Annotated in this window: 19 protein-coding genes and 2 pseudogenes; 9 read left to right on the top strand and 12 right to left on the bottom strand. The window is 44.4% G+C overall.

Going from position 1 to position 23,302, the window contains the following annotated elements; genetic code table 11:
• Positions 1 to 96: 96 nt before the first annotated feature.
• The 3 genes from VOR_RS0113615 to VOR_RS0113605 form a co-directional block, all read right to left on the bottom strand.
• Positions 97 to 1,029 (bottom strand): class I SAM-dependent methyltransferase, encoded by a 933-nt coding sequence (locus tag VOR_RS0113615; RefSeq protein WP_010320248.1) that lies wholly within the window; start codon positions 1,027 to 1,029, stop codon positions 97 to 99.
• A gap of 11 nt (positions 1,030 to 1,040) precedes the next feature.
• The gene (locus tag VOR_RS0113610) at positions 1,041 to 1,736 is read right to left on the bottom strand and encodes a TIGR01621 family pseudouridine synthase (protein ID WP_010320247.1); all 696 of its coding nucleotides are present in this window, start codon (positions 1,734 to 1,736) and stop codon (positions 1,041 to 1,043) included.
• 123 nt (positions 1,737 to 1,859) lie between these two features.
• Entirely contained in the window at positions 1,860 to 3,203 is a 1,344-nt protein-coding gene (locus VOR_RS0113605; RefSeq protein WP_029627201.1) for a sodium-dependent transporter, read from the bottom strand.
• A 336-nt stretch (positions 3,204 to 3,539) separates the two neighbouring features.
• Between VOR_RS0113605 and cls the strand changes: the two genes are divergently transcribed.
• On the top strand, positions 3,540 to 4,994 hold the full coding sequence (gene cls / locus VOR_RS0113600) for a cardiolipin synthase (protein WP_010320245.1): 1,455 nt from the start codon (positions 3,540 to 3,542) through the stop codon (positions 4,992 to 4,994).
• An 80-nt stretch (positions 4,995 to 5,074) separates the two neighbouring features.
• The gene (locus VOR_RS0113595; protein WP_010320244.1) at positions 5,075 to 6,271 is read left to right on the top strand and encodes a cystathionine beta-lyase; all 1,197 of its coding nucleotides are present in this window, start codon (positions 5,075 to 5,077) and stop codon (positions 6,269 to 6,271) included.
• Positions 6,272 to 6,339: 68 nt separating this feature from the next.
• Here VOR_RS0113595 and VOR_RS0113590 read toward each other — a convergent pair whose 3' ends face one another.
• The 7 genes from VOR_RS0113590 to pspA form a co-directional block, all read right to left on the bottom strand.
• Positions 6,340 to 6,900, bottom strand: a complete 561-nt coding sequence (locus VOR_RS0113590) for a DNA-3-methyladenine glycosylase I (protein WP_010320243.1) — start codon at positions 6,898 to 6,900, stop codon at positions 6,340 to 6,342.
• Positions 6,901 to 6,949: 49 nt separating this feature from the next.
• Entirely contained in the window at positions 6,950 to 10,048 is a 3,099-nt protein-coding gene (locus VOR_RS0113585; RefSeq protein ID WP_010320242.1) for an efflux RND transporter permease subunit, read from the bottom strand.
• Positions 10,041 to 11,126, bottom strand: coding sequence for an efflux RND transporter periplasmic adaptor subunit (locus tag VOR_RS0113580; RefSeq protein ID WP_010320241.1), 1,086 nt, complete (start codon positions 11,124 to 11,126; stop codon positions 10,041 to 10,043). The genes VOR_RS0113585 and VOR_RS0113580 overlap by 8 nt, the downstream gene beginning before the upstream one ends.
• A gap of 1 nt (position 11,127) precedes the next feature.
• Positions 11,128 to 12,162 carry an efflux RND transporter periplasmic adaptor subunit gene (locus VOR_RS0113575; RefSeq protein WP_010320240.1) on the bottom strand — a complete coding sequence of 345 codons (1,035 nt, stop codon included), beginning with the start codon at positions 12,160 to 12,162 and terminating at the stop codon, positions 11,128 to 11,130.
• 230 nt (positions 12,163 to 12,392) lie between these two features.
• Entirely contained in the window at positions 12,393 to 12,782 is a 390-nt protein-coding gene (gene pspC, locus VOR_RS0113570; protein WP_010320239.1) for an envelope stress response membrane protein PspC, read from the bottom strand.
• Positions 12,775 to 13,008 (bottom strand): envelope stress response membrane protein PspB, encoded by a 234-nt coding sequence (pspB, locus tag VOR_RS0113565; protein WP_010320238.1) that lies wholly within the window; start codon positions 13,006 to 13,008, stop codon positions 12,775 to 12,777. The genes pspC and pspB overlap by 8 nt, the downstream gene beginning before the upstream one ends.
• Before the next feature lie 15 nt (positions 13,009 to 13,023).
• Positions 13,024 to 13,692 carry a phage shock protein PspA gene (gene pspA, locus VOR_RS0113560; RefSeq protein ID WP_010320237.1) on the bottom strand — a complete coding sequence of 223 codons (669 nt, stop codon included), beginning with the start codon at positions 13,690 to 13,692 and terminating at the stop codon, positions 13,024 to 13,026.
• A 248-nt stretch (positions 13,693 to 13,940) separates the two neighbouring features.
• On the opposite strand from pspA, the gene pspF reads away from it, so the two are divergent.
• The 7 genes and pseudogenes from pspF to VOR_RS19285 form a co-directional block, all read left to right on the top strand.
• Entirely contained in the window at positions 13,941 to 14,930 is a 990-nt protein-coding gene (gene pspF, locus VOR_RS17960; RefSeq protein ID WP_415679705.1) for a phage shock protein operon transcriptional activator, read from the top strand.
• A gap of 96 nt (positions 14,931 to 15,026) precedes the next feature.
• Entirely contained in the window at positions 15,027 to 16,646 is a 1,620-nt protein-coding gene (gene sapA / locus VOR_RS0113550; RefSeq protein ID WP_010320235.1) for an ABC transporter substrate-binding protein SapA, read from the top strand.
• Positions 16,646 to 17,608: an ABC transporter permease gene (locus tag VOR_RS0113545; protein WP_010320234.1), complete on the top strand. Its 963-nt coding sequence runs from the start codon at positions 16,646 to 16,648 to the stop codon at positions 17,606 to 17,608. Before sapA ends, VOR_RS0113545 begins: the two co-directional genes overlap by 1 nt.
• Positions 17,595 to 18,482, top strand: coding sequence for an ABC transporter permease subunit (locus VOR_RS0113540; protein WP_010320233.1), 888 nt, complete (start codon positions 17,595 to 17,597; stop codon positions 18,480 to 18,482). The genes VOR_RS0113545 and VOR_RS0113540 overlap by 14 nt, the downstream gene beginning before the upstream one ends.
• On the top strand, positions 18,482 to 19,477 hold the full coding sequence (locus tag VOR_RS0113535; protein WP_010320232.1) for a peptide ABC transporter ATP-binding protein: 996 nt from the start codon (positions 18,482 to 18,484) through the stop codon (positions 19,475 to 19,477). Before VOR_RS0113540 ends, VOR_RS0113535 begins: the two co-directional genes overlap by 1 nt.
• Complete coding sequence (locus tag VOR_RS0113530; RefSeq protein WP_010320231.1) at positions 19,474 to 20,262, top strand: peptide ABC transporter ATP-binding protein; 789 nt, start codon at positions 19,474 to 19,476, stop codon at positions 20,260 to 20,262. The genes VOR_RS0113535 and VOR_RS0113530 overlap by 4 nt, the downstream gene beginning before the upstream one ends.
• Positions 20,263 to 20,277: 15 nt before the next feature.
• Positions 20,278 to 20,358 (top strand): annotated as a pseudogene (locus VOR_RS19285) (DUF2927 domain-containing protein); the annotation flags it as partial.
• Between the two features lie 3 nt (positions 20,359 to 20,361).
• Here VOR_RS19285 and VOR_RS17300 read toward each other — a convergent pair.
• Positions 20,362 to 20,532: pseudogene (locus VOR_RS17300) on the bottom strand (DUF2750 domain-containing protein); the annotation flags it as partial.
• Between the two features lie 42 nt (positions 20,533 to 20,574).
• Positions 20,575 to 23,302: anthrax toxin-like adenylyl cyclase domain-containing protein (locus VOR_RS0113520; protein ID WP_010320229.1), on the bottom strand; the 2,728-nt coding region annotated here is incomplete at its 5' end.

The raw sequence follows: 23,302 nt of genomic DNA, 5'->3' as shown, positions 1-23,302 counted from the left end.
GAACATATTTTGCAAAATTAATAATTCCTGAAGTCGGGAGCAATCACACCATAACTAACTTCATTATGGCGTGATCTTACCTGATCTCCATTCTACTTAGGAGAAAATCAGTGCTTTCAGGCTCGCTTGCGGATCAATATCTTCAAACTCTGGTGGGTTTTCTAGGCGAGCTTGAAAAGTAAGTGATGGCGCTTCTACCTTCATCCCTTCGATTAAAAAGTCGCAGGTTACGGCTGGTGAATTAACGCATGCAAGCACTTCGCCGCCTTGTTCTAACAGCTCAGGTAAGCGGCGTAAGATACGTTGATAATCTTTAGTTAGCGCAAAGCTGCCTTTTTGGAACGAAGGGGGATCAATAATAATCAGATCATATGGCCCTGATTTTTTGATTTTTCCCCAAGACTTGAAAATATCATGTCCAAGAAACTTCACTGAATTGAGATTGTGGCCATTTAATTGATGGTTTTCACGACCCTTAGCCAGTGATGCTTTGGCCATATCGACATTCACAACTTGGTCAGCACCACCAGCAATAGCCGCTACTGAAAAACCGCAACTATAGGCAAATAGATTCAGTACATTTTTATGTTTAGCGTTAGATGAAACCCACTCACGGCCGTAACGCATATCCAAAAACAGCCCGAAATTCTGGTTACGCCCAATGCTCAATTGGTACTTTAAGCCATTTTCGACCACCACAGGGAAAGGCTCTAATTCTCCCCATACTGTTTCTGAAGGCGCGCCATCGGCATATCGATGCTGAAGTAAGACACAACGACCTTGCTTTTCTAGCCATAACGGACGGGCTGTTAGGTGCGACAAACCCGCTTTTAACTCCGCGAGAAAATCTTCTTCGACATTTTTAAATAAGTTGACGACTAACTGCCCTTGCAACCAGTCACAGGTGAGCTGTTCTAGACCTGGCCATTGACGACCTCGGCCATGAAATAAGCGGCGAATTTCACCGGTATTACAAGAGAGCTGCTGCTCAATATGGGTAAAAAAGTGAGGAAGCGCTGAACGTTGCATTGTTTGTTCTGTCATTTGTTTACTTTCGGCCAAACTAGATTCCAAGGTGTTAACCAAGATTCAATCCCTTGGCTAACAATGTCTGAGTTCCACTTCTGCCCCATCGCTACTTGATTGCGTGGGTCGCAGATAAATTGATACCACTGATCCTGATAGCAAAAACGTAACGCAAAAGCGTGTAGATAGCCTCTATCAGAATCATCATGAGAATGATAAATCGGGTCACCGACAATCGCAGAGCCGAGTGATTTCAAAGCAACCCTAATTTGGTGGGTTTTTCCGGTAAAAGGTTTACATAAAAAGAGACGTTCACCCGGTTCAGCAGAGCAGGAAAAAAACTGCGTTACTGCAGGGTTATTTTGTGTCGCTACTAACTTCCACGACGAGCGTCGAGAGCGTTCCATATCACCGCTGATCAAACCCTGTTTCTTTTTAGGCTTTTTACTGCCAATGGCAAGATAGAATTTCTCGACTTCCCTTGCTGCAAAGTTTTTAGATAACTCACTAGCCGCGGCTTGATGGCGGGCAAGCAATAAAATGCCGGACGTCATTTTATCCAACCGATGAACTAAGTAGAGCTTGTCATCGCCTGAAACCTTACCCACTTCTTGCAGCAGCATTGTATCCCCATCATCTTTGTGCACAGAAACATTGGGATGCTTGTTGATGATGAGAAAATCGTTGTGAGTATAAAGAATATCAAACATGTGAATCACTAACTGCAGAATAGGCGGCTGAGTATAGCGTTAAACAACGCAGATACCAATAAATGCAAGGTTCAAGGCCGTAGGAGGATAAAAAGGCTCTCGGATGAGAGCCTTAGGAATGCGCTAGATTAATGAATAAGCAAAGACCATTAAAATCGCCACGGGGCAAACAAAACGCACGTACCATGGCCAAATTTTCCAAAATAGGCTTTGTGCAATCTCTGGGTTACCTTGTTTGATCTCATCAAGCAATTTATTACGATGCCAAACCCAACCCACCACAATAGCCCAAACCACACCTAATAAAGGTTGCATATAGACGGTTGAGACGTTAGCCACTAGGTTAAATAACGCCCCAAAGTTAAGGGAAATGATGATGCTCAGCAGCGCAATGGCTCCACCGATCATCCATGTTGCTTGGCTACGAGTCATTTTTAGTTCATCTTGCGCGCAAGATACTGGTACTTCTAGCATAGAAATTGAAGAAGTTAGCGCTGCGATAACCATCAAAATAAAGAAACCAAAGCCGAGCAACACCCCTGCACTGCCCATATTATCAAACATCGCAGGCAGCACGGTGAAGACTAAATCGCCCGAACTCATCAAGTTGCCTGCATCATCAAAAATTTCGACACCATGATTTTTAGCCACAAACATTGCTGGGAGAATCAAAAGGCCAGCGGCAAACGCCACTCCCGTATCAATCGCCGCGACTTGCGCCGCTGTTTTTGGCAAATTAACATCTTTCTTAAGATATGAGCCATAAACGATCATCGCCCCCACGCCTAAAGAGAGAGAGAAGAAAGCTTGCCCCATTGCGTCTACTAATAAACTGGGAGTGATGTGCGCAATATCAGGGATCAAATACATCTTCAATCCTTCCATTGCCCCGTCTTGGGTAAAGATATAAGCAATCATGACGCCAAAGAGAATGAAAAGCACCGGCATCAAACGGGTAGACCATTTTTCAATGCCGTCCGCGACACCTTTTCGCACAACATAAATAGTGAGTAAAGAAAATGCGAGCGCCAGTAAAACATTGCGTAAATCGCTAAAATTCACTAGCCAGTCGGCCGCTGTCTGTAAGCCCAACATACCTAATATAGGGGATGCCGCAAAACCCATAAGCCATCCGGCAAGGATGGAGTAGAAACTGAGGATCATCGATGAGGCAATCATCGCGATAATGCCAAACAGTGCCGCCGCCGCACGATTTTTGGTCCAGATACTTCTTAAAGAAGCGATTGGGTTAGATTGTCCATGTCGCCCAATCGTCAATTCCGCAACCAGCATTGGAAACGCCAGCAAGAATACCATCGCCAAATAAATCACTAAAAATGCCGCGCCACCATTACTTGCCGCTTTGGTCGGAAAACCCCACACGTTCCCTAGGCCAACCGCAGAACCTGCAGCCGCCATAATAAAACCAAGTCTCGATGAGAAATGACCTCTTGAACTACTTGCCATAAACTATTTACCAATGTTGTGTTTGTTAGGCAGTGCTAAAAGCGTGTGTAAACTTTTAATTACACAAGTTATGATTTTTTGTCGCACTGAGATGGTGGCAAGTAAAACAGTTTGAGATTAAAATTGGAAGCTCGAACGATATAAATTACGGATAAGGCCGTAGTTTTATAGTTCAACTGTTGCTTTTTTATCCTCAGATCATTTTTTTAAACTGCCATGATCACTCTAGTAACACGATTCATCTGTTACTATTTTCATATTATTCACGCGATAACCTTCCTTAGTTTTCCCTTTCCCTTTACTATCGTGACTTATTCTATCGACAAGATTAATAGCATGGACAAGGTTTACCACGTTCTTACTTTAGCAGGCATCGCTCTCTATTGGTTTTTGGTCGCCGCAGTCACGCTACGCGTTGTATTGAAACGCCGAGCGGTGAGTGTTTCTCTGGCTTGGCTGATGGTGATTTATATCATTCCGATTGTTGGAGTGATCTGCTATTTTCTTTTTGGTGAGCTAAATTTAGGACGCAAGCGTGCAGAGCGTGCGAAGGAAATGTTTGCTCCATTTGGTAATTGGTTTAGACAGCTTAACGATTGCCAAGCTCATGCCCCTGAGGGAATGGGCGCCCAAATTTATAAAATTGATGAGCTGTGTAACCACCGCATGGGGATTCCGGCCTTAAGTGGTAATACGTTATCATTGCAAACCTCCCCTAACGAAATTCTGCACTCTATCATTGCTGACATAGAACAAGCTCACACTAGCATCCAAATGGTCTTTTATATTTGGCACCCGGGTGGATTGGCGGATTCGGTTGCTTCCGCGTTGATCCAAGCAGCTAAACGTGATGTGCATGTGAAATTACTGCTTGATTCCGCGGGCAGCCCACGTTTCTTCAAAAGTCACTGGTACAAAATGATGAAAGACGCAGGAATTGAAGTCGTCCAAGCGTTAGAAGTGAGCCCGTGGCGGATGTTCTTACGCCGCTTAGATCTACGTCAACATCGTAAAATCATTGTTATCGACGATAAAATTGCCTACACAGGCTCGATGAATTTAGTTGATCCAGCCTATTTCAAGCAAAATTCCGGTGTAGGTCAATGGGTCGATATTATGGTTCGTATTACCGGGCCTGCGGTCAATGTGCTGTCCGCAGTACATTGCTGGGACTGGGAAGTGGAAACAGGAACACGTATGTTGCCAGCACAACCAGAATGCACTATCGGTCCAGATCAGCCCCATCATCCAGTACAGGTTGTCCCCTCAGGCCCCGGCATGCCGGAGAACTTAATCTCCCAAGTGTTAACGCTCGCGATGAATCAATCCAATCAATCTGTCAGGATCACAACACCTTACTTTGTTCCCAGTGCAGACCTTGTTGCTACTTTAAAAATGACCGCTCAACGCGGTATCAATGTTGAAGTCATTATTCCACATAAAAATGACTCATTGATGGTTAAATGGGCCTCTCGCGCCTTTTATGGTGAGTTGCTCGAAGCCGGTGTGAAAATATACGAATTCTACGGTGGCTTGCTGCACACTAAATCCGTCGTGATCGATAACCAGTTCTGTCTTGTCGGTACGGTGAATATTGACATGCGCAGCTTATGGCTCAATTTTGAAGTCACGTTAGCAATTGAAGATCAATCCTTCACTCAAGAAATGAACTGGCTGCAACAGCGTTATATAGAACAATCTCACTTGGTTGAGCTAGCAATATGGGAGCAACGCCCGCTGTATCATAGGTTTTTTGAACGATTGTTCTATCTGTTTAATCCGCTGCTGTAAACTTTTTATCTGACTGGGGTTGCCAAGCTAGGCAACTCCATGTTTTAAATAGTGAACACTCTCCCAGACAAGGATTTCGGATGCCAGAAGGTAAAAAAACACAGTTGGTCAATGCGGGTCGTAGTAAAAAGTGGACCAATGGTGTTGTCAATCCTCCTATTCAACGAGCCTCTACGGTTGTGTTTGATAGTGTGGCTGAAAAAAATCACGCCACTGTCAATCGGGCTAATAAAACACTCTTTTATGGACGCCGTGGTACTCATACGCACTTTGCGTTCCAAGAAGCAATGGTGGAAATTGAAGGTGGCGTCGGTTGCGCGCTTTTCCCTTGCGGTGCGGCCGCCATTGCCAATAGTATTCTTTCCTTTGTGCAAACGGGTGACCATATTCTGATGGTCGACACTTGCTATGAACCTACTCGTGATTTTTGTGAAAAAATCATGAAGAAAATGGGCATAGAAACGACCTACTACTCACCGACCATAGGTGAAGGGATCCGCGCTTTGATCCAGCCCAATACCAAAGTGTTATTCACTGAATCACCCGGTTCGATCACGATGGAAGTGCAAGATATCCCGACCTTAGCAAGGGTTGCACATGAACATGACATCATTGTCATGCTGGATAACACTTGGGCGGCGGGCGTGAACTTTTCACCTTTTGAACATGGTGTTGATATTTCGATCCAAGCGGCGACGAAATACATTGTTGGCCACTCAGACGTGATGTTAGGAACAGCGATCGCCAATGAAAAATGCTGGGATCAATTGCGAGAGCAAAGCTATTTGATGGGACAATGTGTCTCACCTGATGACGCTTATTTAGGACTACGAGGGCTAAGAACGTTAGATGTTCGCTTACGTCAACATGCTCAAAATAGCTTAGCCATTGCGCACTGGTTAGCAGAACAACCTGAAGTGGATCACGTTCGCCATCCTGCGTTAGAGACTTGTCCTGGACATGAGTTTTATCAGCGTGATTTCACTGGTGGTAACGGGCTGTTTTCATTTGTATTAAAGAGCAGTGATGCAAAAGCTACGACGGCTTTGCTCGATGGCATGCAACATTTTAGTATGGGCTTTTCATGGGGTGGGTTTGAAAGCCTGATTTTAGCTAATGAACCCAGAAGCTTTGATAGTTTAAGAACCGTCGCACACCCGCACTTTGCCGGTACACTGATTCGAGTACATATTGGTCTTGAAGATGTAGACGATCTGATCGCTGATCTAAAAGCGGGATTAGAACGCTACAGTGCACAGCTTGCTCTGCGTACATAATATAAGCGGAAGACCCAAAGGCCGCTGAATCTTCAGCGGCCTTTTGCATATTAGGTTACCCTGAAAAATTAACGCTTGGGGCAATCAGCCAAATGATCGTTCACCATACCCACCGCCTGCATAAAAGCATAACAAATCGTTTCGCCAATAAACTTGAAGCCTTTTTTCTTTAGAAATTGGCTCATCGCCTTAGACGTGGGCGTCGATGTAGGGATATCAATCATCTGCTGCCAATGATTGAGCACTGGTTGACCATCCACAAACTGCCACAATGCTTTGGATAAGGAACCATACTCTTGCTGCAACAATAAAGCCGCTCGTGCATTGGAATAAACAGAGGCAATTTTGCCTTTGTGCTTCACCACATCGAAATGCTCGATAATGTAAGGTGCCCGCGTTTCATCGTACTGAGCCAGTTTTTCAAGATCATAACCGTCAAAGGCTAAGCGGTAGCCTTCTCGCTTTTTCAAAATCGTAATCCAGCTCAGCCCAGCTTGCGCACCTTCTAACGTCAAAAATTCGAACAACTTGACATCATCGTAAACGGGAACGCCCCACTCATTATCGTGATAATCGCGCTCTAAAGGGTGATTCATCGCCCATGCGCATACCCTGTCCATCTGATGCATATGCCTTCCTTAATCAATACCCAATCAATGTTGAGGTATCGCTTTGCCTTTATTGCGGTACGTTAATTTTATGGAATAAACGATACAACACTGGTACAACAATCAATGTCAGTATGGTCGCAAAGCCCAAACCGAACATGATAGTGACGGCCATAGGTTTAAAGAAAATATCCGGTAATAAGGGTATCATCCCCAAAATCGTCGTAATTGCAGCCATGCATACTGGGCGTACACGGCTCAAAGAAGCATCAACGATCGCCAAGTAAGGATCTTTACCCGAGTGTATTTCAATTTCTATTTGATCAAGCAGTACAATGCCATTTTTCAACAACATTCCTGATAAACTTAAAAAACCAAGTAATGCCATAAAACCAAAAGGGGTATTGAGCATCAGTAAACCCGTAGTCACCCCAATCAGAGCAAGAGGTACCGTTAGCCATACTATCAACGATTCTTTCACAGAATTGAATAGAAATACCGTAATTAAAAACATGAAAAGATAACCCAAAGGCATGGTTTTAAACAATGATTCCTTCGCATCCTGTGAAGATTCGAACTCGCCTCCCCATTCCAGTGAATAGCCCGCTGGCATTGCGATAGCTTCAATTTTCGGCTGTAGCCGTTTTTGCAATGTTGAAGCTGTCTCTTGGCCCAAAATATCTGGGTCTGCCATCACCGTTAACATTCGTTTCCGGTTCTTACGCACAATGAGAGGATCTTCCCAACGCATTTCATAACCTAGAGTAACTTGTTGCAGTGGGATATAGCTTTCCACCACTGGGCTCCAAAGCTTCATACTTTTAATATTGCGTATATCCGTCCGCTCATCTTCTGGTAAGCGAGCGATAATAGGCATGAGCGTACTGCCATCACGATATACACCGATCGCTTTTCCTGAAAATGACATCGCTAAAAACTCGTCTACGTCGGATTTAGTGACACCATAACGCCTAGCTTGACTTTCATTGAATTGCGGCTCTAACACTTTTGTGCGTTCACGCCAGTCGTGACGAATGTTGTAAGCTCCTGGATCTGCATACATGATATCCATCACTTGTGAGGCAAGCGACCTTAATATAGTGGGATCCGAACCAACAATTCGAGCTTCTATTTTTGCACCACCACCAGGACCTAACTCTATCTGTTTCAGTTTATAGTTGATCTCAGGATAGTGCTCATCAAGATGCAGCCTAAAACGATCCATTACCTGAGTGAGCATTTCATCACTTTTCACCCGAGTGATAATTTCACCATAAGCCGCGTAACTTTTCTCTGGCGTGTAGGTCAGCATAAAACGCTGAAGACCTTTGCCTGCTGTCGTTGTGATATGTTCCACTTCTTCTTGGGCTGACAACCAACGCTCTAGCTTACGAAGTTGATCATTGGTGGCCCGGATATCCGTTCCTTCAGGTAACCAAACATCGACCATGAATATAGGAGTCGTTGAAGATGGAAAAAAAGCTTGTTTCACTTTAGTAAAACCGTACACACTAATGACCAAGCCAAAAACTAAAACCACCATGGTTAACCATGCACGCTTCATACAAAAGTCTAGGAAGCTTTTATATAAGACAAAAACCATTCCGTTATATGGATCGTGGTGCTCTCCAGCCGTATTTACTTTTTGTCCCTTGAAGAAAATATCAGCAAAAAATGGGGTGAGTGAGATTGCTGTAAACCAACTCAGCATCAAAGAAATCAACAACACCGTAAATAGTGTTCTGCAATATTCGCCCGTCGCATCTTCTGACAAACCAATAGGGGCAAATGCGGTCACCGCTATCACGGTCGCTCCCAACAATGGCCATTTCGTTTGTGTGACAATATCGGTTGCCGCTTGCAGCCTCGTTCGTCCTTTTTGGGTTCCGATTAAAATACCTTCGACCACTACAATTGCATTATCCACCAGCATACCAAGCGCGATGACTAAAGCTCCCAACGAGATCCTTTGTAGATCGATTTTCAGGTACTGCATGAAAATGAAGGTTCCCAAAACGGTCAGCAGTAAAATCAATCCAATCAATAAACCAGAGCGCAAACCCATAAAAAACAGTAGTACAATGATAACGATCGCTACCGCTTGGCCAAGGCTAACGACAAAACCACTGACCGACTTATTCACCTCTTTGGGTTGGCTGTATACTTCCGAAATATCAATACCAATCGGCTGCTGGTATTTCAATTCTGCTAAACGTCGGTCAAAACGCTGTCCAACGTCCACCACATTGACACCTTGAGCAAAAGAGATGCCCATATTCAAAGCAAGCTTGCCATTGAAATTGATAACATTACTGGGCACATCAATATAGCCTCGATTTACTTGTGCCACATCACGTAAGTAAATCAATCCTTGTGCTCCACCTTCGGTTAAAATCAAATCACCGAGTTTATCGACATTCTCAAATTCACCTGTCGGTTGAATACGAATATACTCATCGCCAATACGAATTGCTCCGGCATCTGACACGATATTTTGAGTAGCTAATAGATTGAAAACGGTTTGAGGTGAAATACCGAGTGAACTGATACGCTTCATCGAGATTTCAATAAATACCTGCTGCTGTTGCTGCCCCGAAACAGATACTTTGCTTACACCGTCAACCAGTTCTAACTCCCGACGCAGGTAATCAACATAATCAAGCAGCTCTTTATAACTGTATCCATCACCGGTAATAGCCAATAAAATGCCATATACGTCACCAAAATCATCGATAACTTGAGGCTCATGAACGCCCGGTGGCAGTTGGTTTTTTAGATCATTGACTTTACGTCGTAGTTCATCCCATATCTGCGGTAAATCATCAGGCCCATAGTTATTTTTCATGGAAACGGTAATTTGTGACAAACCACGACTAGAGATCGAGTTCACCTCATTCACATAGGTCAATTGCTGAATAGCCTTCTCTAAAGGGTAAGTCACCTCTTCTTCTACTTGTTGAGGTGTGGCCCCCGGATAAGCGGTGACAACCATAGCATCTTTAATGGTAAAGGCTGGGTCTTCCAACCTTCCGAGGCCAAAAAACGCCGATACGCCACCAATCAAGAAAATCAGCGACAACATCCAGCTGATGACTCTATTTTTTATGAAGTAGGCTGCAACCCCTCTCACTTTTTGATCATTTTGCGACTCTGGGGTTTGATTACTCATTACCCACCTCCTGCTTCACGACTTCCACTTTCATTCCTTCACGCAGTTTTGTTAGGCCTGCAGTAACGATCTTATCCATTGGATTTAACCCATCTAACACTTGGAGGGTGCTTTTCGAGGCTTGTCCAATAACGATTTGTCGCTTGGTCACGGTGAGATCAGGCCTCACAAGCCAAACGAATTTGTTTGCACGATCAATATCATCACCATCAGCATTAAACACAGCCGTGATAGGCACATTAACTCCTTGATTGAGGTTTACCCCCACTTGCGCCGATTTTGAAGTCACATCGACAGCCATACCATCTAAGATGATCTCATTACTAGGCATAGGCAGCATTAATGTCACCGTAAAAGTACCGGTATTAGGATTGGGTTCGGTGGTAAACTCTTTGACTTTCGCTAAATATTGATTGCCACTGGGTAATCGTACCCACGCATCCACTTTCTCAAGATCTGACGTTGTTGGCTGACGGGTATAAAGACGATCGGGTAATTGGATTAATACTTCAACACTATCAATACTATGGATATTGACAATTTGCTGACCCACTCGAACATTTTCAAATTGCTCGGCATTAATACGAGAGATAACACCATCCATGGGCGCTTTTAACTCAGTAAACGACAGTCGCAATTTAGCCAGTTCTAGCTCTGAGTTGGCGATTTTCCGCTGCGCCGCGATTTCATCGAACTGCGACTTCGCCAACAGCCCTTTATCTACTAATGGCTGAGAACGCTTAAACTGGCTGTCGATTACCACAAATCGTGCCGATGCATTATCGACATCCAACTGATAATCCGTTGGTTCTAAGATAGCCAGAACTTGACCCTTTTTCACTCGATTCCCCTCTTTAACGAGAAATCGACTAATTTCGCCATTAACACGAAAGCTCAGTTGAGAGCGTTCCGCCGCATTCGCGATCGCAGGAAAGTAGAGAGTATCTTTCACTTCCTGTACATTGAGCTCAATCACTTTCACACGGGCAACTGGCTCTCTAACAGCTCTCTGTGGTTCACTGCAACCTGCGATGAAAAAAATTGCAGAGGCTAAGCATAACGTTACTAATTGCTTCATATTACAATCCCCGCTCTTTAATCCATTCACGGACTTTCATTCCGGGTGAAATGCGATTAACACCGGAGATTACAATGCGATCGCCATCTTTAAGACCCGATATCACTTGCTCTTTATCATTTAGTTCTACTTGCGATTTTTCGACAATCCCCTGCTCATTGACTCGCCAAACCGATATTTTACCCTCTTCGACCAATAATGCGGACCTAGGTATATGGGTTGCACTGACTTGTACAGAAGCGACTCGCACCGTTCCAACCATTCCGGGCAAAATACCAATATCACTAGGTCTATCCATAATCATAGAAACACGGTAAGAGCCTGTTTTGGGATCCGCTTCTGTATCTATTTCTTGAAATTGAAGCTCAAATTCTCGATCTGGAAAGGAATCAAATTGGATGCTAGCCACAAAACGGGCACCATTGGCAAAGCGACTCAGTAAGTGATCTGGAAGTTGAAAAACCACTTTCAAAATCTGGTTTGTTTGGATGTTCATTACCCCTTGTTTTGCAGCAATGTACTCATGATTTTCTGCAGGGATAATCGAAATAGTACCGTCATAGGGAGCGATAAGCTGCGTATAACGTAAGTTTGCTTTTGCTTGCTCCCACATTGCTCTCGCTGAGTTATGGTTCGCTTGGGCTTGATCAAAATCTTGCTCGGATACCACTTTATCTTTACGCAATTTTTTATATCGCTCAAATTGGACATTAGCGAGCATAAAATTAGCTTGGGCTTGCTTTTCTAATAATGCATATTCATCTGGATTCAAACTCGCCAACACGTCACCTCGCGCAACTTGCCGACCAGCCGTGACATCAATCGACTGTAACTGCCCCGGCACCCGAAATGCCAGCACCGCTTTATCCCCTGCTTCAGTCGTAGCCGGAAACTGACGTTCATCTTGTGTATTACCGACAAGGACAGTGAATAGTTTCGCAGGTCTTGATTCTGGTTCTGGAATATCCAAAGGCGCTTTACCGCACGCAACCAAAACTGGTAACGAAAACCAGCACAGTACTAATAATTTATTCATACCCTATAATCCAACGCCATGATTTCTTTTAAAATAGATGAAGCCGTCATTGACGGCTAGATTTATATATTAAAAATCTAACACAGAGAGTGCTTTCACTAAGAAGAAATCATGTAAGAAGAAATTATGTATTTTGGAAGTTCAGGCTCTTTAAGTTCATCTTCCTCACATAAATAAGCCGGAGCTCTGTCCGGCTTATTCAATTTATCCATCGGTTATACTTTCTTCTGTTAAAGCTGATTAAACTCACGATTGACTTTAAATGCTTCAGAGGTGACATAAGCCTCCATTTTACGGATTTTCTGATCCACTCGAGTTAAATCTTGATCCAATGTCACCAGCAAGGCTTCGGCAGTTTGTCCTTGCTCCCAAGGCTTATTTTTCAATGTATGTTCGCGTTGGGCTTTTAGCGTTTCAACATACTGAGTAGGCTGCTTTTCTAACATCAGCATCAAAGCCATATAAGCTAAAAGCACTAAAAAACCGCCACCGAGTAGTGCAGCCGAGATGACCAATATACGCACCAACCAAACTTCTAACCCAAGATAATTAGCAAGCCCAGCGCATACGCCAGCTATTTTACCGTTGACCGGATCTTTATAGAGCTCGCGGCTAGCCATGATTTTGTCTCCAAGTCGGTGATTCAGCATCTAAAATGCGTTCAATGGTTTCAACCCGGCTTTGCAGTTTTTCCGCTTTTGCAGATAACGCTTTAATCCGCTCTAAATCCTCTTGCGACAATGAGTTGCTACTATGTCGCTTACCTCTGTAATGTAAAAAGAGCCAGATCGGTGCAACAAAAATCAAAAAGACAATCAGTGGACCTGCGATAAAAAATGATGACATGTATGCCACTCCTCGTTATTGGTTTTTGTCCATTTGCTGTTTCAGTTTTGCTAGCTCTTGTTCAATTTCATCTTGCGCTTGCAGTTCAGCAAATTCTTGGTCGAGTGACTTAGCGTTACCGGACATAGCGTAGAGATCGGCTTCAGCTTCAAGTTCATCGACTTTACGCGAGTACTGTTCAAACTTCGCCATCGCTTCATCAGTACGGCTAGTATGCAAATGACGTTGCACATCACGACGGTTGTGCGCGGTTTGGCTACGAAGTGCCAAAGCTTGTTGCTTGACCCGTGTTTCGGCAATTTTGGCCTCTAGCTTACCGATTTCACCTGTCAATTTATCGATAGTTTCTTCTACCAAGGTTTGTTCAGTGTGCAAACCTTTCATCATCTCTTGCAATTTCTTTTTTTCAATCAAGGCAGCGCGAGCGAGATCTTCACGCTGCTTAGCGAGCGCCAAAGTCGCTTTTTGTTGCCAATCTTCAATATGAGAGACCATAGAATCGACTTTACGTGCGAGCTCTTTCTTATCCGCAATAGCTTTGGCCGAATTGGTGCGAACTTCCACCAAAGTATCTTCCATCTCTTGGATAATTAAGCGGATCATCTTTTCAGGATCTTCCGCTTTATCTAACAGTGCACTAATGTTCGAGTTTACGATATCGGCAAAACGAGAAAAAATACCCATGTTCAATCTCCTGACTAGTTCTCAATAGTAATGTGGTTAGTAGTGGACCGCTTTACATCGTTAAAAGCGTTTGACAACAAGAGATAACCAAGTTTCGTGCCAAGTATAAATTTATTGATAATCAACAAATTACACAAAAGTTCATTTAATACACAGCTATGCTATGATGATTTTTACCAAGGGTTGGTAAATTTAACCAACTCTTTCAATCACGGTGTGGAGAGTGAATATGCAACAAAACCTAATTGGTGAAGCCCCCCCCATTTTTGTCCGTTCTCGATAAAGTCTCTAAGCTTGCACCGATTGATAGACCAGTATTGATTATTGGCGAACGAGGAACGGGCAAAGAGTTAATCGCTCAGCGCTTGCATTATCTTTCCAAACGTTGGGACCAACCACTGGTTTCGTTAAACTGTTCAACCTTGAGTGAAGGGTTAATGGACTCTGAGCTCTTTGGTCATGAATCAGGCTCGTTTACCGGAGCCAAAGGACGTCACCAAGGACGATTTGAACGGGCAGAAGGTGGAACTCTTTTTTTGGACGAGCTCGCCACCGCACCGCTTGCCGTACAAGAGAAACTGCTTCGAGTGATTGAATATGGACATTACGAACGTGTCGGCGGTAGCCAACGGCTTAATGCGAATGTCCGTATCGTCTGTGCAACCAACGCTAATCTTCCACAATTAGCTGAAATTGGAAAGTTTCGAGCTGACTTACTCGACCGACTGGCCTTTGATGTGATTCAGCTTCCACCGCTAAGAGAGCGAAAAGAAGACATCATGCCACTTGCTGAGTATTACGCCATTAAGATGTGCCGTGAACTGAACTTAGCGCTCTTTGTCGGGTTTAGTACAGAAGCGGCAGAGCAGCTTCAACACTACTTGTGGCCGGGAAATGTGCGTGAACTTAAAAATGTCGTGGAGCGAGCTGTCTATCAACACGGAACGGCCTCTCATCCCATTGAAAACTTGGTTTTTAACCCTTTTGCTAATCAATGGCACAAACCAGATGACCTTACTGGCAATCTCTCCACAGATCACCATACTGACACCACTGGCTTTGAATTTCCGATGGATTACAAAACGTGGCAGGAGGATCAGGACAGACAACTACTGAGTGCCGCGCTCAATGCCAGTAAGTTTAATCAAAGACAAGCCGCCGAATTACTCGGCTTGAGCTACCACCAATTGAGAGGTATGGTGAGAAAATATCAACTCGTTGGCAGTAATGGCGATTAACCCTAGGTTTAGAGCAACAAAAAATGGTAGATTATCAGGATTTTGAGGCATAATGATTGGCTTTGTTTGCCCTACTTCTCACAGTTATTTCTCTTTATGAAAACATTGATACGATTCGCACTAGGAATATGCAGCTTTAGCCTACTGATAGGCTGTAGCGAACAAATTGACCATAGTAAAATTCGCCAGAGCGGATTCGTATATTGTGGTCACGGTAACCCCACCACTTTTAACCCACAATTGGTTGAGGGCGGTATTACGTCTGAAGCTCTCAGCCCACAGATTTACGACACACTGTTACAATTGGACTCAGAAACCTTACAACCGATACCAAACTTAGCCACAAGTTGGACGGTGAATCCACAGGGTACAGAGTATACATTCAAGCTAAACGATGGCGTTCAATTTCAATCAACCGCTTGGTTTACACCGACTCGCGCTCTTAATGCCGATGATGTGGTCTTCAGCTTTCGCCGAATCATTGACCCAACCAACCCGTTTCATTACGTCAATAGTGGCGTCTACCCATGGTTTGCGGGGATTGATTTCAAAAACTTGCTGATCGATGTTCACGCTCTGGATGATCTCACGGTTAAATTTACCCTCAGTCGTCCCGACAACTCTTTTTTATCCAATATCGCCACCAGCCACGCCGTCATACTCTCTTATGAGTATGCTAATCAATTAGTGATTAAGGATGAAAAAAGCATGATTGACAGTCATCCTGTTGGCTCAGGACCTTTTTATCTCGACGAATTTAAAGTCAATGACCTTATCCGCCTTCGTCGTCATGGTGCTTATTGGAATGGCGTGGCGAAGATGGAGCAAGTCGTATTTGATGTCTCCAACCGAGGGACTGGTACACTCGCCAAACTACTACGCTATGAGTGTGACGTACTTAGCTCGCCGATTTCAAGTCAGATCCCGATCATCAAACAGCAAGCAGAAATCAAACTGAATGCCAAACCAGCAATGAACGTCTCGTTTATTGCTGTAAACACATCTCATCCTGCACTTAGTGATGTTCGCGTGCGTAAAGCGCTTAATTTCGCGATCAACCGCCAAAATATTTTGGACTCGGTCTATTACGGTACAGGGAGTATTGCTTATAACCTACTGCCGCCGTCATCTTGGGCTTACCAAAAAGACAACGTTCACATTCGCTATGATCGTAATTACGCGATCGCATTACTTAAAGAGGCCGGCTATTACGCCAATTTGGAATTGACGATGTCAGTCCCTTCAGAGCCTCATGCCTATAATCCAAGTCCACGTAAAACTGCTGAGCTAATTAATGCGAACTTGGCTGACATTGGTATTACATTGCATATCATCACCCAAGACCGTCTCGATCGCTCAAATTTGATCCAGCACGCTAACGCTGATCTGATTTTAACCGGTTGGAATGGAGATACCGCAGACCCAGATAACTTTTTGCGTCCACTGCTCTCTTGTAATTCCGAGCGTTCGGGGCTCAATGCCTCGATGTGGTGTAATAGTGATTTCGATTTTCTACTCGATTTGGCCTTGGAAGTAGACAAGCCGCGCTATCGCCTTAACTTATACAAACAGGCGCAAAATATTTTAAACGAAGAGTTTCCGGTTATCCCACTGGCACACGGCATGCAATTTAAAGCGTACAATAAAACGCTAACAGGATTTAAACTCAGTCCGTTTAATGTACAGCCATTCAATACGGTTGAGAGGATCGAATAGTGTTTTTATATACGGTACGCAGGCTCAACTTATTTATTATCACGCTGCTTATTTTGACTATGGTCGGGTTTGCTCTGCTGCGCTTAGATCCCCACTCGCCTCTAATGGACCATGGTTTCTGGTCGGGTTGGTCAACCTATTTAGGGCAACTACTGCAACTCAATTTTGGCGTCAATCACAGTGGTGTCCCGATTGTGGACGAGTTACTCATCGTCTTCCCAGCAACGTTGGAACTGTGCCTCATCGCATTTACTCTCTCTTTGTTAATTGGTCTCCCTATTGGTACGCTCGCAGGAATGAAGCAAGGTAAATGGATTGATACTGTCATCTCCTTCACGTCAATGTCCGGCTATTCAGCCCCGCTATTTTGGGTGGCTCTACTGATGATCATGGTCTTTTCTCTTCACTATGAATGGCTTCCCGTGTCAGGACGTTATGATCTACTCTATCAAGTAGAACACGTAACTGGTTTTGCGTTGATCGATGCTTTTTTCGCTGAAGGCACCTACCGTGCCCATGCTTTGCAAAGTGTTATTGAACATATGATTTTGCCCTGTTTGGTGCTGGCTCTAGCACCGACGACACAAGTGGTAAGCCTGATGCGCTCTTCGGTAGCCGATGTGATGGCTCAAAACTATATACGCGCCGCTCGAATTAAGGGCTTAAGTCACTACGAAATTGTGACTGCTCATGTGCTGAGAAATGCAATTCCACCGATTATTCCTAAATTCGGGGTTCAGCTATCAAGTATGTTAACGCTCGCCATTATTACTGAGTCCATCTTCAACTGGCCAGGAATTGGCCGTTGGCTGCTCGATGCCTTATCTAACCAAGATTATGTCTCCATTCAAGCTGGCGTGATCGTAGTTGGTACGCTCGTTCTCACAGCAAACATTCTGTCTGATTTGATTGGCGCTATGGTTAACCCGCTGGTAAGAAAGGAATGGTATGCTAACAAATAATATTTATCAGGAAGAGCATATTCCGACTCAGTTTGAGCGGTTTTGGCGCAGCTATCGCAATAACAGTTTGGCAATGTTTGGCTTGTGGTGCTTAGGACTCATTGTGTTGATTACCCTCACCTCTCCTTGGATAGCCCCTCATGATCCACAGTTGCAAACGAGCAACCTGTTAATACCGCCTTCTTGGGATCCTGCAGGTACTGTCGAATTTTTCTTAGGTACCGACGATTTAGGCCGAGACATCTTGTCACGGTTGATTGATGGTACCCAATACACCTTCGCTGCCGCTATTTTAATCACCGCTATCGCAGCTGTGATCGGCTGTTTTATCGGTATCATGGCAGGCATGACCAAAGGATTATTGTCCAGTACATTGAACCACTTACTCGACACCGTCATGTCGATTCCATCATTGCTGCTTGCCATTATTTTTGTGGCACTGCTCGGTTTTGGCGAGTTCAATATTTTGCTTGCGATTGGTTTGGCACTTATCCCTCGCTTTGTTCGTTCGGTGTATATTGCCGTACACAACGAAGTAGAAAAAGACTATATCCTCGCCGCACGTTTAGATGGTGCCAATGACTTTTATCTGTTGTGGAACTCCATTTTACCCAATGTACTTGCTGTCATCGCCAACGAAATAACACTCGCGTTATCCATTGCTATCTTAGACATCACCGCTTTGGGCTTTCTTGGTTTGGGTGCTCAAACACCAAGCACCGAATGGGGCACCATCTTAGGTGATTCAGTTGAGCTGATTTACCTCGCACCGTGGACAGTCACTCTCCCCGGTTTAGCGATTATGTTTACGGTGATCATCATCAGCTTAGTCGGTGAAGGTGTACGACAAGCTCTGAATGCAGGGGTGGAATAATGCCATTATTAGATATTCGCCATCTCACCATCGAAATTGATACGCCACAAGGCATGGTCAAAGCAGTCGATCGCATGAGCTTAACCATGAACGAAGGCGAAATTCGCGGATTGGTGGGAGAATCTGGATCAGGAAAAAGCTTGGTGGCTAAAGCCATCGTAGGAATATGCAAAGATAATTGGACCATCACCGCCGACCGCATGCGCTTAGGTAACATTGATCTACTTCAGCTGACGCCGCGCGAACGCCGGCGAGTGATTGCCCGCGACATCGCGATGATTTTTCAAGAACCGTCAACCTGCTTAGACCCTTCAGATGAAGTGGGAAAACAGCTGATTGAATCTATTCCATCGCGCACATTTGAAGGCAAATGGTGGCAGCGTTTTACATGGCGTAAAAAACAAGCCATTGCCCTTTTACATAAAGTAGGAATCAAAGAGCACGCGCGCATCATGAGTAGCTACCCCTATGAGCTAACTGATGGTGAATGCCAAAAGGTAATGATTGCGATGGCTATCGCAACCAAACCAAAAATTTTGATTGCTGATGAACCAACGAACGATTTGGACCCCATTACCCAATCGCAGATATTGCGCTTGCTCAGCCGGATGAATCAGGTCAATAACACCACGATTCTATTGATTGGCCACGACTTAACCACCATTACCCAGTGGGCTAACCGTATTACAGTGATGTACTGCGGTCAGTCTGTTGAGTCAGCCGATACCCAGAAAATATTGAGTGAACCCAAACACCCTTATACGGCTGCACTACTGAAAGCGATGCCTGATTTTAGTGATTGGATCCCGCATAAAGAAAAATTGCAATCCTTACCGGGTTCCATTCCACCCTTGCAACATTTACCGATTGGTTGCCGGTTAGGGCCTCGCTGCCCCTATGCTCAGCGCCAATGCGTTGAAATACCGTATCCACAACGTATTAAAAATCATAAGTTTGCCTGTCATTTCCCACTCAATATGGAGCAACAGTCATGAGTGCATCATTATTAGAAGTGAACGGGTTAACTAAAGATTTCATTACCCGTTCAGGTCTGTTTCGCAAGAAAATTCAGCATGCAGTAAAACCGGTTAGCTTTACGTTAGAAGCAGGGCAAACCATTGGTTTTATTGGCCAAAATGGTTCTGGTAAATCGACATTGGCACGAATGCTTGCAGGGATGGTTGAACCCTCTGCTGGCGAGATACGCGTTAATGGAGAGTTATTGGAACACAAGGATTACTCCACGCGCTGTAAGCTGATTCGAATGATTTTTCAAGATCCGAACACATCGCTCAACCCAAGAATTCAAATTGGTCGTATTCTAGAAGGGCCGCTCAAAAGAAACACTAATATGCCACCTGAAGCTCGCATGAAGCGCGTGAAAGATACGCTATTGCGCGTTGGGTTATTGCCAGAGCACGCCTACTTCTACCCGCAAATGCTCGCCACCGGGCAAAAACAGCGGATTTGCTTGGCACGAGCACTGATTCTACAACCGTCGATCATTGTGGCTGATGAAGCATTAAACGGGTTAGACATGGCAATGCGATCACAGATGATTAACTTGTTTCTAGAACTGCAAGAAGAGATGGGTGTCTCGTTTGTGTATGTATCGCAGCATATTGGGGTGATCAAACACATCACAGACAAAATCATCGTTATGCATGAAGGAGACGTCGTAGAAGCTGGTGAAACTCATGAAGTGTTGGCGGATCCTCAGCATCCAATCACCCAACGTATGATTGAGAGCCACTTTACCAAGGCTCCAACCTTTAAGTGAAATCAATTTCGAAAGCTGCACCAAGCCAAACTCAAGCAGTACCAATCACAAGGTATATTAGAAAATGCGGTGCAAGAAGCACGTTCTTCACCGCTGAGTGGTTGCCCACGCTTGTGGAAACTCACGATGCGGCCATACCGGAACACACTCTTCCTCTTCCGTATTGAGCATTACGCAGCCGTGCTCATCTTTTAAAATCGACACTTGCTGGTTAGCCACAATCTCTTTCAGGCAGTAGTTGAATCGTTGCTCTTGGTCATATTGGTTGATGAGCGCCCAATCATGGGCGCTTCGTTAAATCAGAAGTTAGTTTTAATCGATGGGCAGATCTGGGGCAATCCATTCTCCATCAGCATCCAGCTCAATACGCAACAATTGATCGCTTGCTGGCGTTCTTAAGTAATCCTCCCCATCCTGCCTGGTCACTTGATAGTAGTAATGGCCTACTCGCACAACACGGATGAAACGACTTAACCATTGTCCACCAAAATAAGTTTTAATGGTGGCTTTATGTTTCCCGTTAAGGGCTGCACCAATATTAACTATTTGATCTCTGACCCGATACATTTCAATTTTTTGCGCGGGAATTTTTCCTTTCGGCAAGGTTTCATCAAACGGTTTCGGACGATAAAACTCAATTTTTGCTGCATCAATATTGCCAAATAACAGCTGATCCACTTGTTCGCGAGCATTCAAATAAGCGTGGGAAAGCCTATTTTTCCGTGCTAATTGGGCATAGTTTTCTGACCATTTGGTGTTGAGCGCACCAGTAAAGTGCACATTGGTCATCAACTGATGGAAATTCGCAAAGTCATCGACATTTTGCAAAATAATGGCGCCATTCTCATCAACTTGGAAGAAATCACGCAACCCACCCTGACCAGGCCCGAAAGCATCATTGTTCAAATACTGTTTGGGCACAAAATAGGTGGCAGGGAAGTTATCGTTAATCACCGCGCCAGGGTTGGCATCATCCGCACCGTGGTGCACTAACTCCATGCCATTGCTTCTGCCTAAGCGATCATTGATTTTATCTTTTAAGCCGATAACCCGATCTGAAATAATCCCAAGCTGCATATTGTGTACTTTGTTGTACAAATCTTCATTTTCATACAACTCCTTAATCTTTGGATCTAGCTTTTCAGGATCCTTGATGGACTTTTTCCAATCCGCCCACGGCTCCGGCATTTTGAACATATCCGGTGCACCGTAATCTGAAATATGCGTCATCACACTAAACAAGTCATAGTCGGCCGTCATCGGTTTTCGGCTGGTAGGATTGCCCATCACCATCAAAGGTGTTGGAACGGTAGTATTGCCATTCTCAACCACAAACACCATCCACAATCCCTGCTCATCTTTTTGGTAGTGAAGCTCGACATCATTGGAAACCCCGTAATACATACCAGTCTTAGAGCTATATTCAAGCTCAGGGATTAATGGGTTATCACCACTTTGTAACTCTTTTAAGCGCTTGTCATCAATGGTCAAATGTACGGGCGTAGCAGCACCACTATTGATCGCATTGTCAGAGTAGTGGTTAAAACGCTCCACCTGCGCACGAGCGGAAGCTTTCGCGTATTTTTGATCCACAGGAATAAAGCCCGCGTGGGGTCCCCAATCCGAACTTTTGGATTTAATCAATAAGCTCTTACTGCTGTACAGCCCCGATTCCAACAAACTGCGGTTGTTCGGATCCACCGCCCTAACACCGATCACCACATTCTCTTCATCGGCAATGCTCGCCATCACTTTGCGGTCTGCACTTGGGATACCGACTACTTTATCCGGATCAAAATCTGGGCGATCTTTGGATGAGATACGAAAATCGCGAGACTGATAGACTTTCGGTGCATAAGGATCGGTATTTCTTCGTTTGACCTTCTGAACCCGCTGTTTGATTTTTAATGAAGCGGATTTGGCACCTTTAACAATATCGGTGACAGGCAGCACATTCATTTGATCAAAGACGGTTTTAGGTAAACTTATCCACGCCTCTTTGGCCTGCTTTCTTGCCGCTTTCAAATCAATATCAAATGCTTCACCCACCACGCGTTTATTGCTACCGATCTCAAGAATATTCAGCTTAGAGCTGACCTTGTACTTTCTTGGTAAAGATTTCGCAATCACTTTACCCGTCATTTTGGCCGATGAAAGTGCCGCTTTACCAATCGGTAGGAAGAAACCAACATCAGAGAACAACCCTAACGTTGCCATGCCATGATTGCCATTCTGGAAATCTTCCACGGTAGCCCAAACCGGGACAATCGCCTGCATCACTCCCTTCGCATAATCCCAAGCAGTAGTAGTGGTTTTCAGCTGATCTCGATTATCAATTAAATGCTGAGTGAGTAAGCTCGCCAGTAACTCCTTATCAGTACCCGAGGAAAGCCCCGTTTGGGTATAACCTGACTTACAGTAGTTATAGGCCCAAAACATCGAATCCATATCCTCCCAAACACACTTAGCAGCCATATCAGCATTCATTTCACCAAAAATAGGCGTATCGTCTTTGATGTCATGATAATCCAGATTTTCGTGTCTAAATCTGATCAGGTCGGTATTAAAGAAATCCACAATCGAATTGGGTAAAAATGTGGTATAGCCCAAACTTGTACTAGTCAAAACATACTGATGCACGTCTTCATTAGTTATAGTTGTCCCAATACCGTTACCAGTGACGGTCTGCTGGTTATGGTACAGCTTGAGAGTGTAGTGTAACCGAGCTTCTCCGCGTTGTTTGGCGAAGGTGAATTCCTTCTTCCCCATGAGCTTGGCTTTAGAATCAATCATTGCCCCTAAAAATGCGCCCAGTTTTTGCGATAGCACTTGGTGATTCTTATGCCATTCGTTTTGCACCGTGTTTGTGATGCTCCCTAGCTCTTTTTTATCCTTTTCGATCAACCAAGAAGGGACCTCATAACCATAACCGGGCAGCAGGTTGAGTCGGCCATGAATTAAATATGGCTTCCAAAGTTCATTGACTGTATACGGATCGGCTTCATAGCTATATAACCTCGCCTTGGTGTACATTTCATCG

This window comes from Vibrio ordalii ATCC 33509, assembly GCA_000257205.1.
Classification (GTDB): Bacteria; Pseudomonadota; Gammaproteobacteria; order Enterobacterales; family Vibrionaceae; genus Vibrio; species Vibrio ordalii.
The sequence above is the reverse complement of the archived record's forward strand: the minus strand, read 5'-3'. Positions and strand labels throughout refer to the sequence as shown.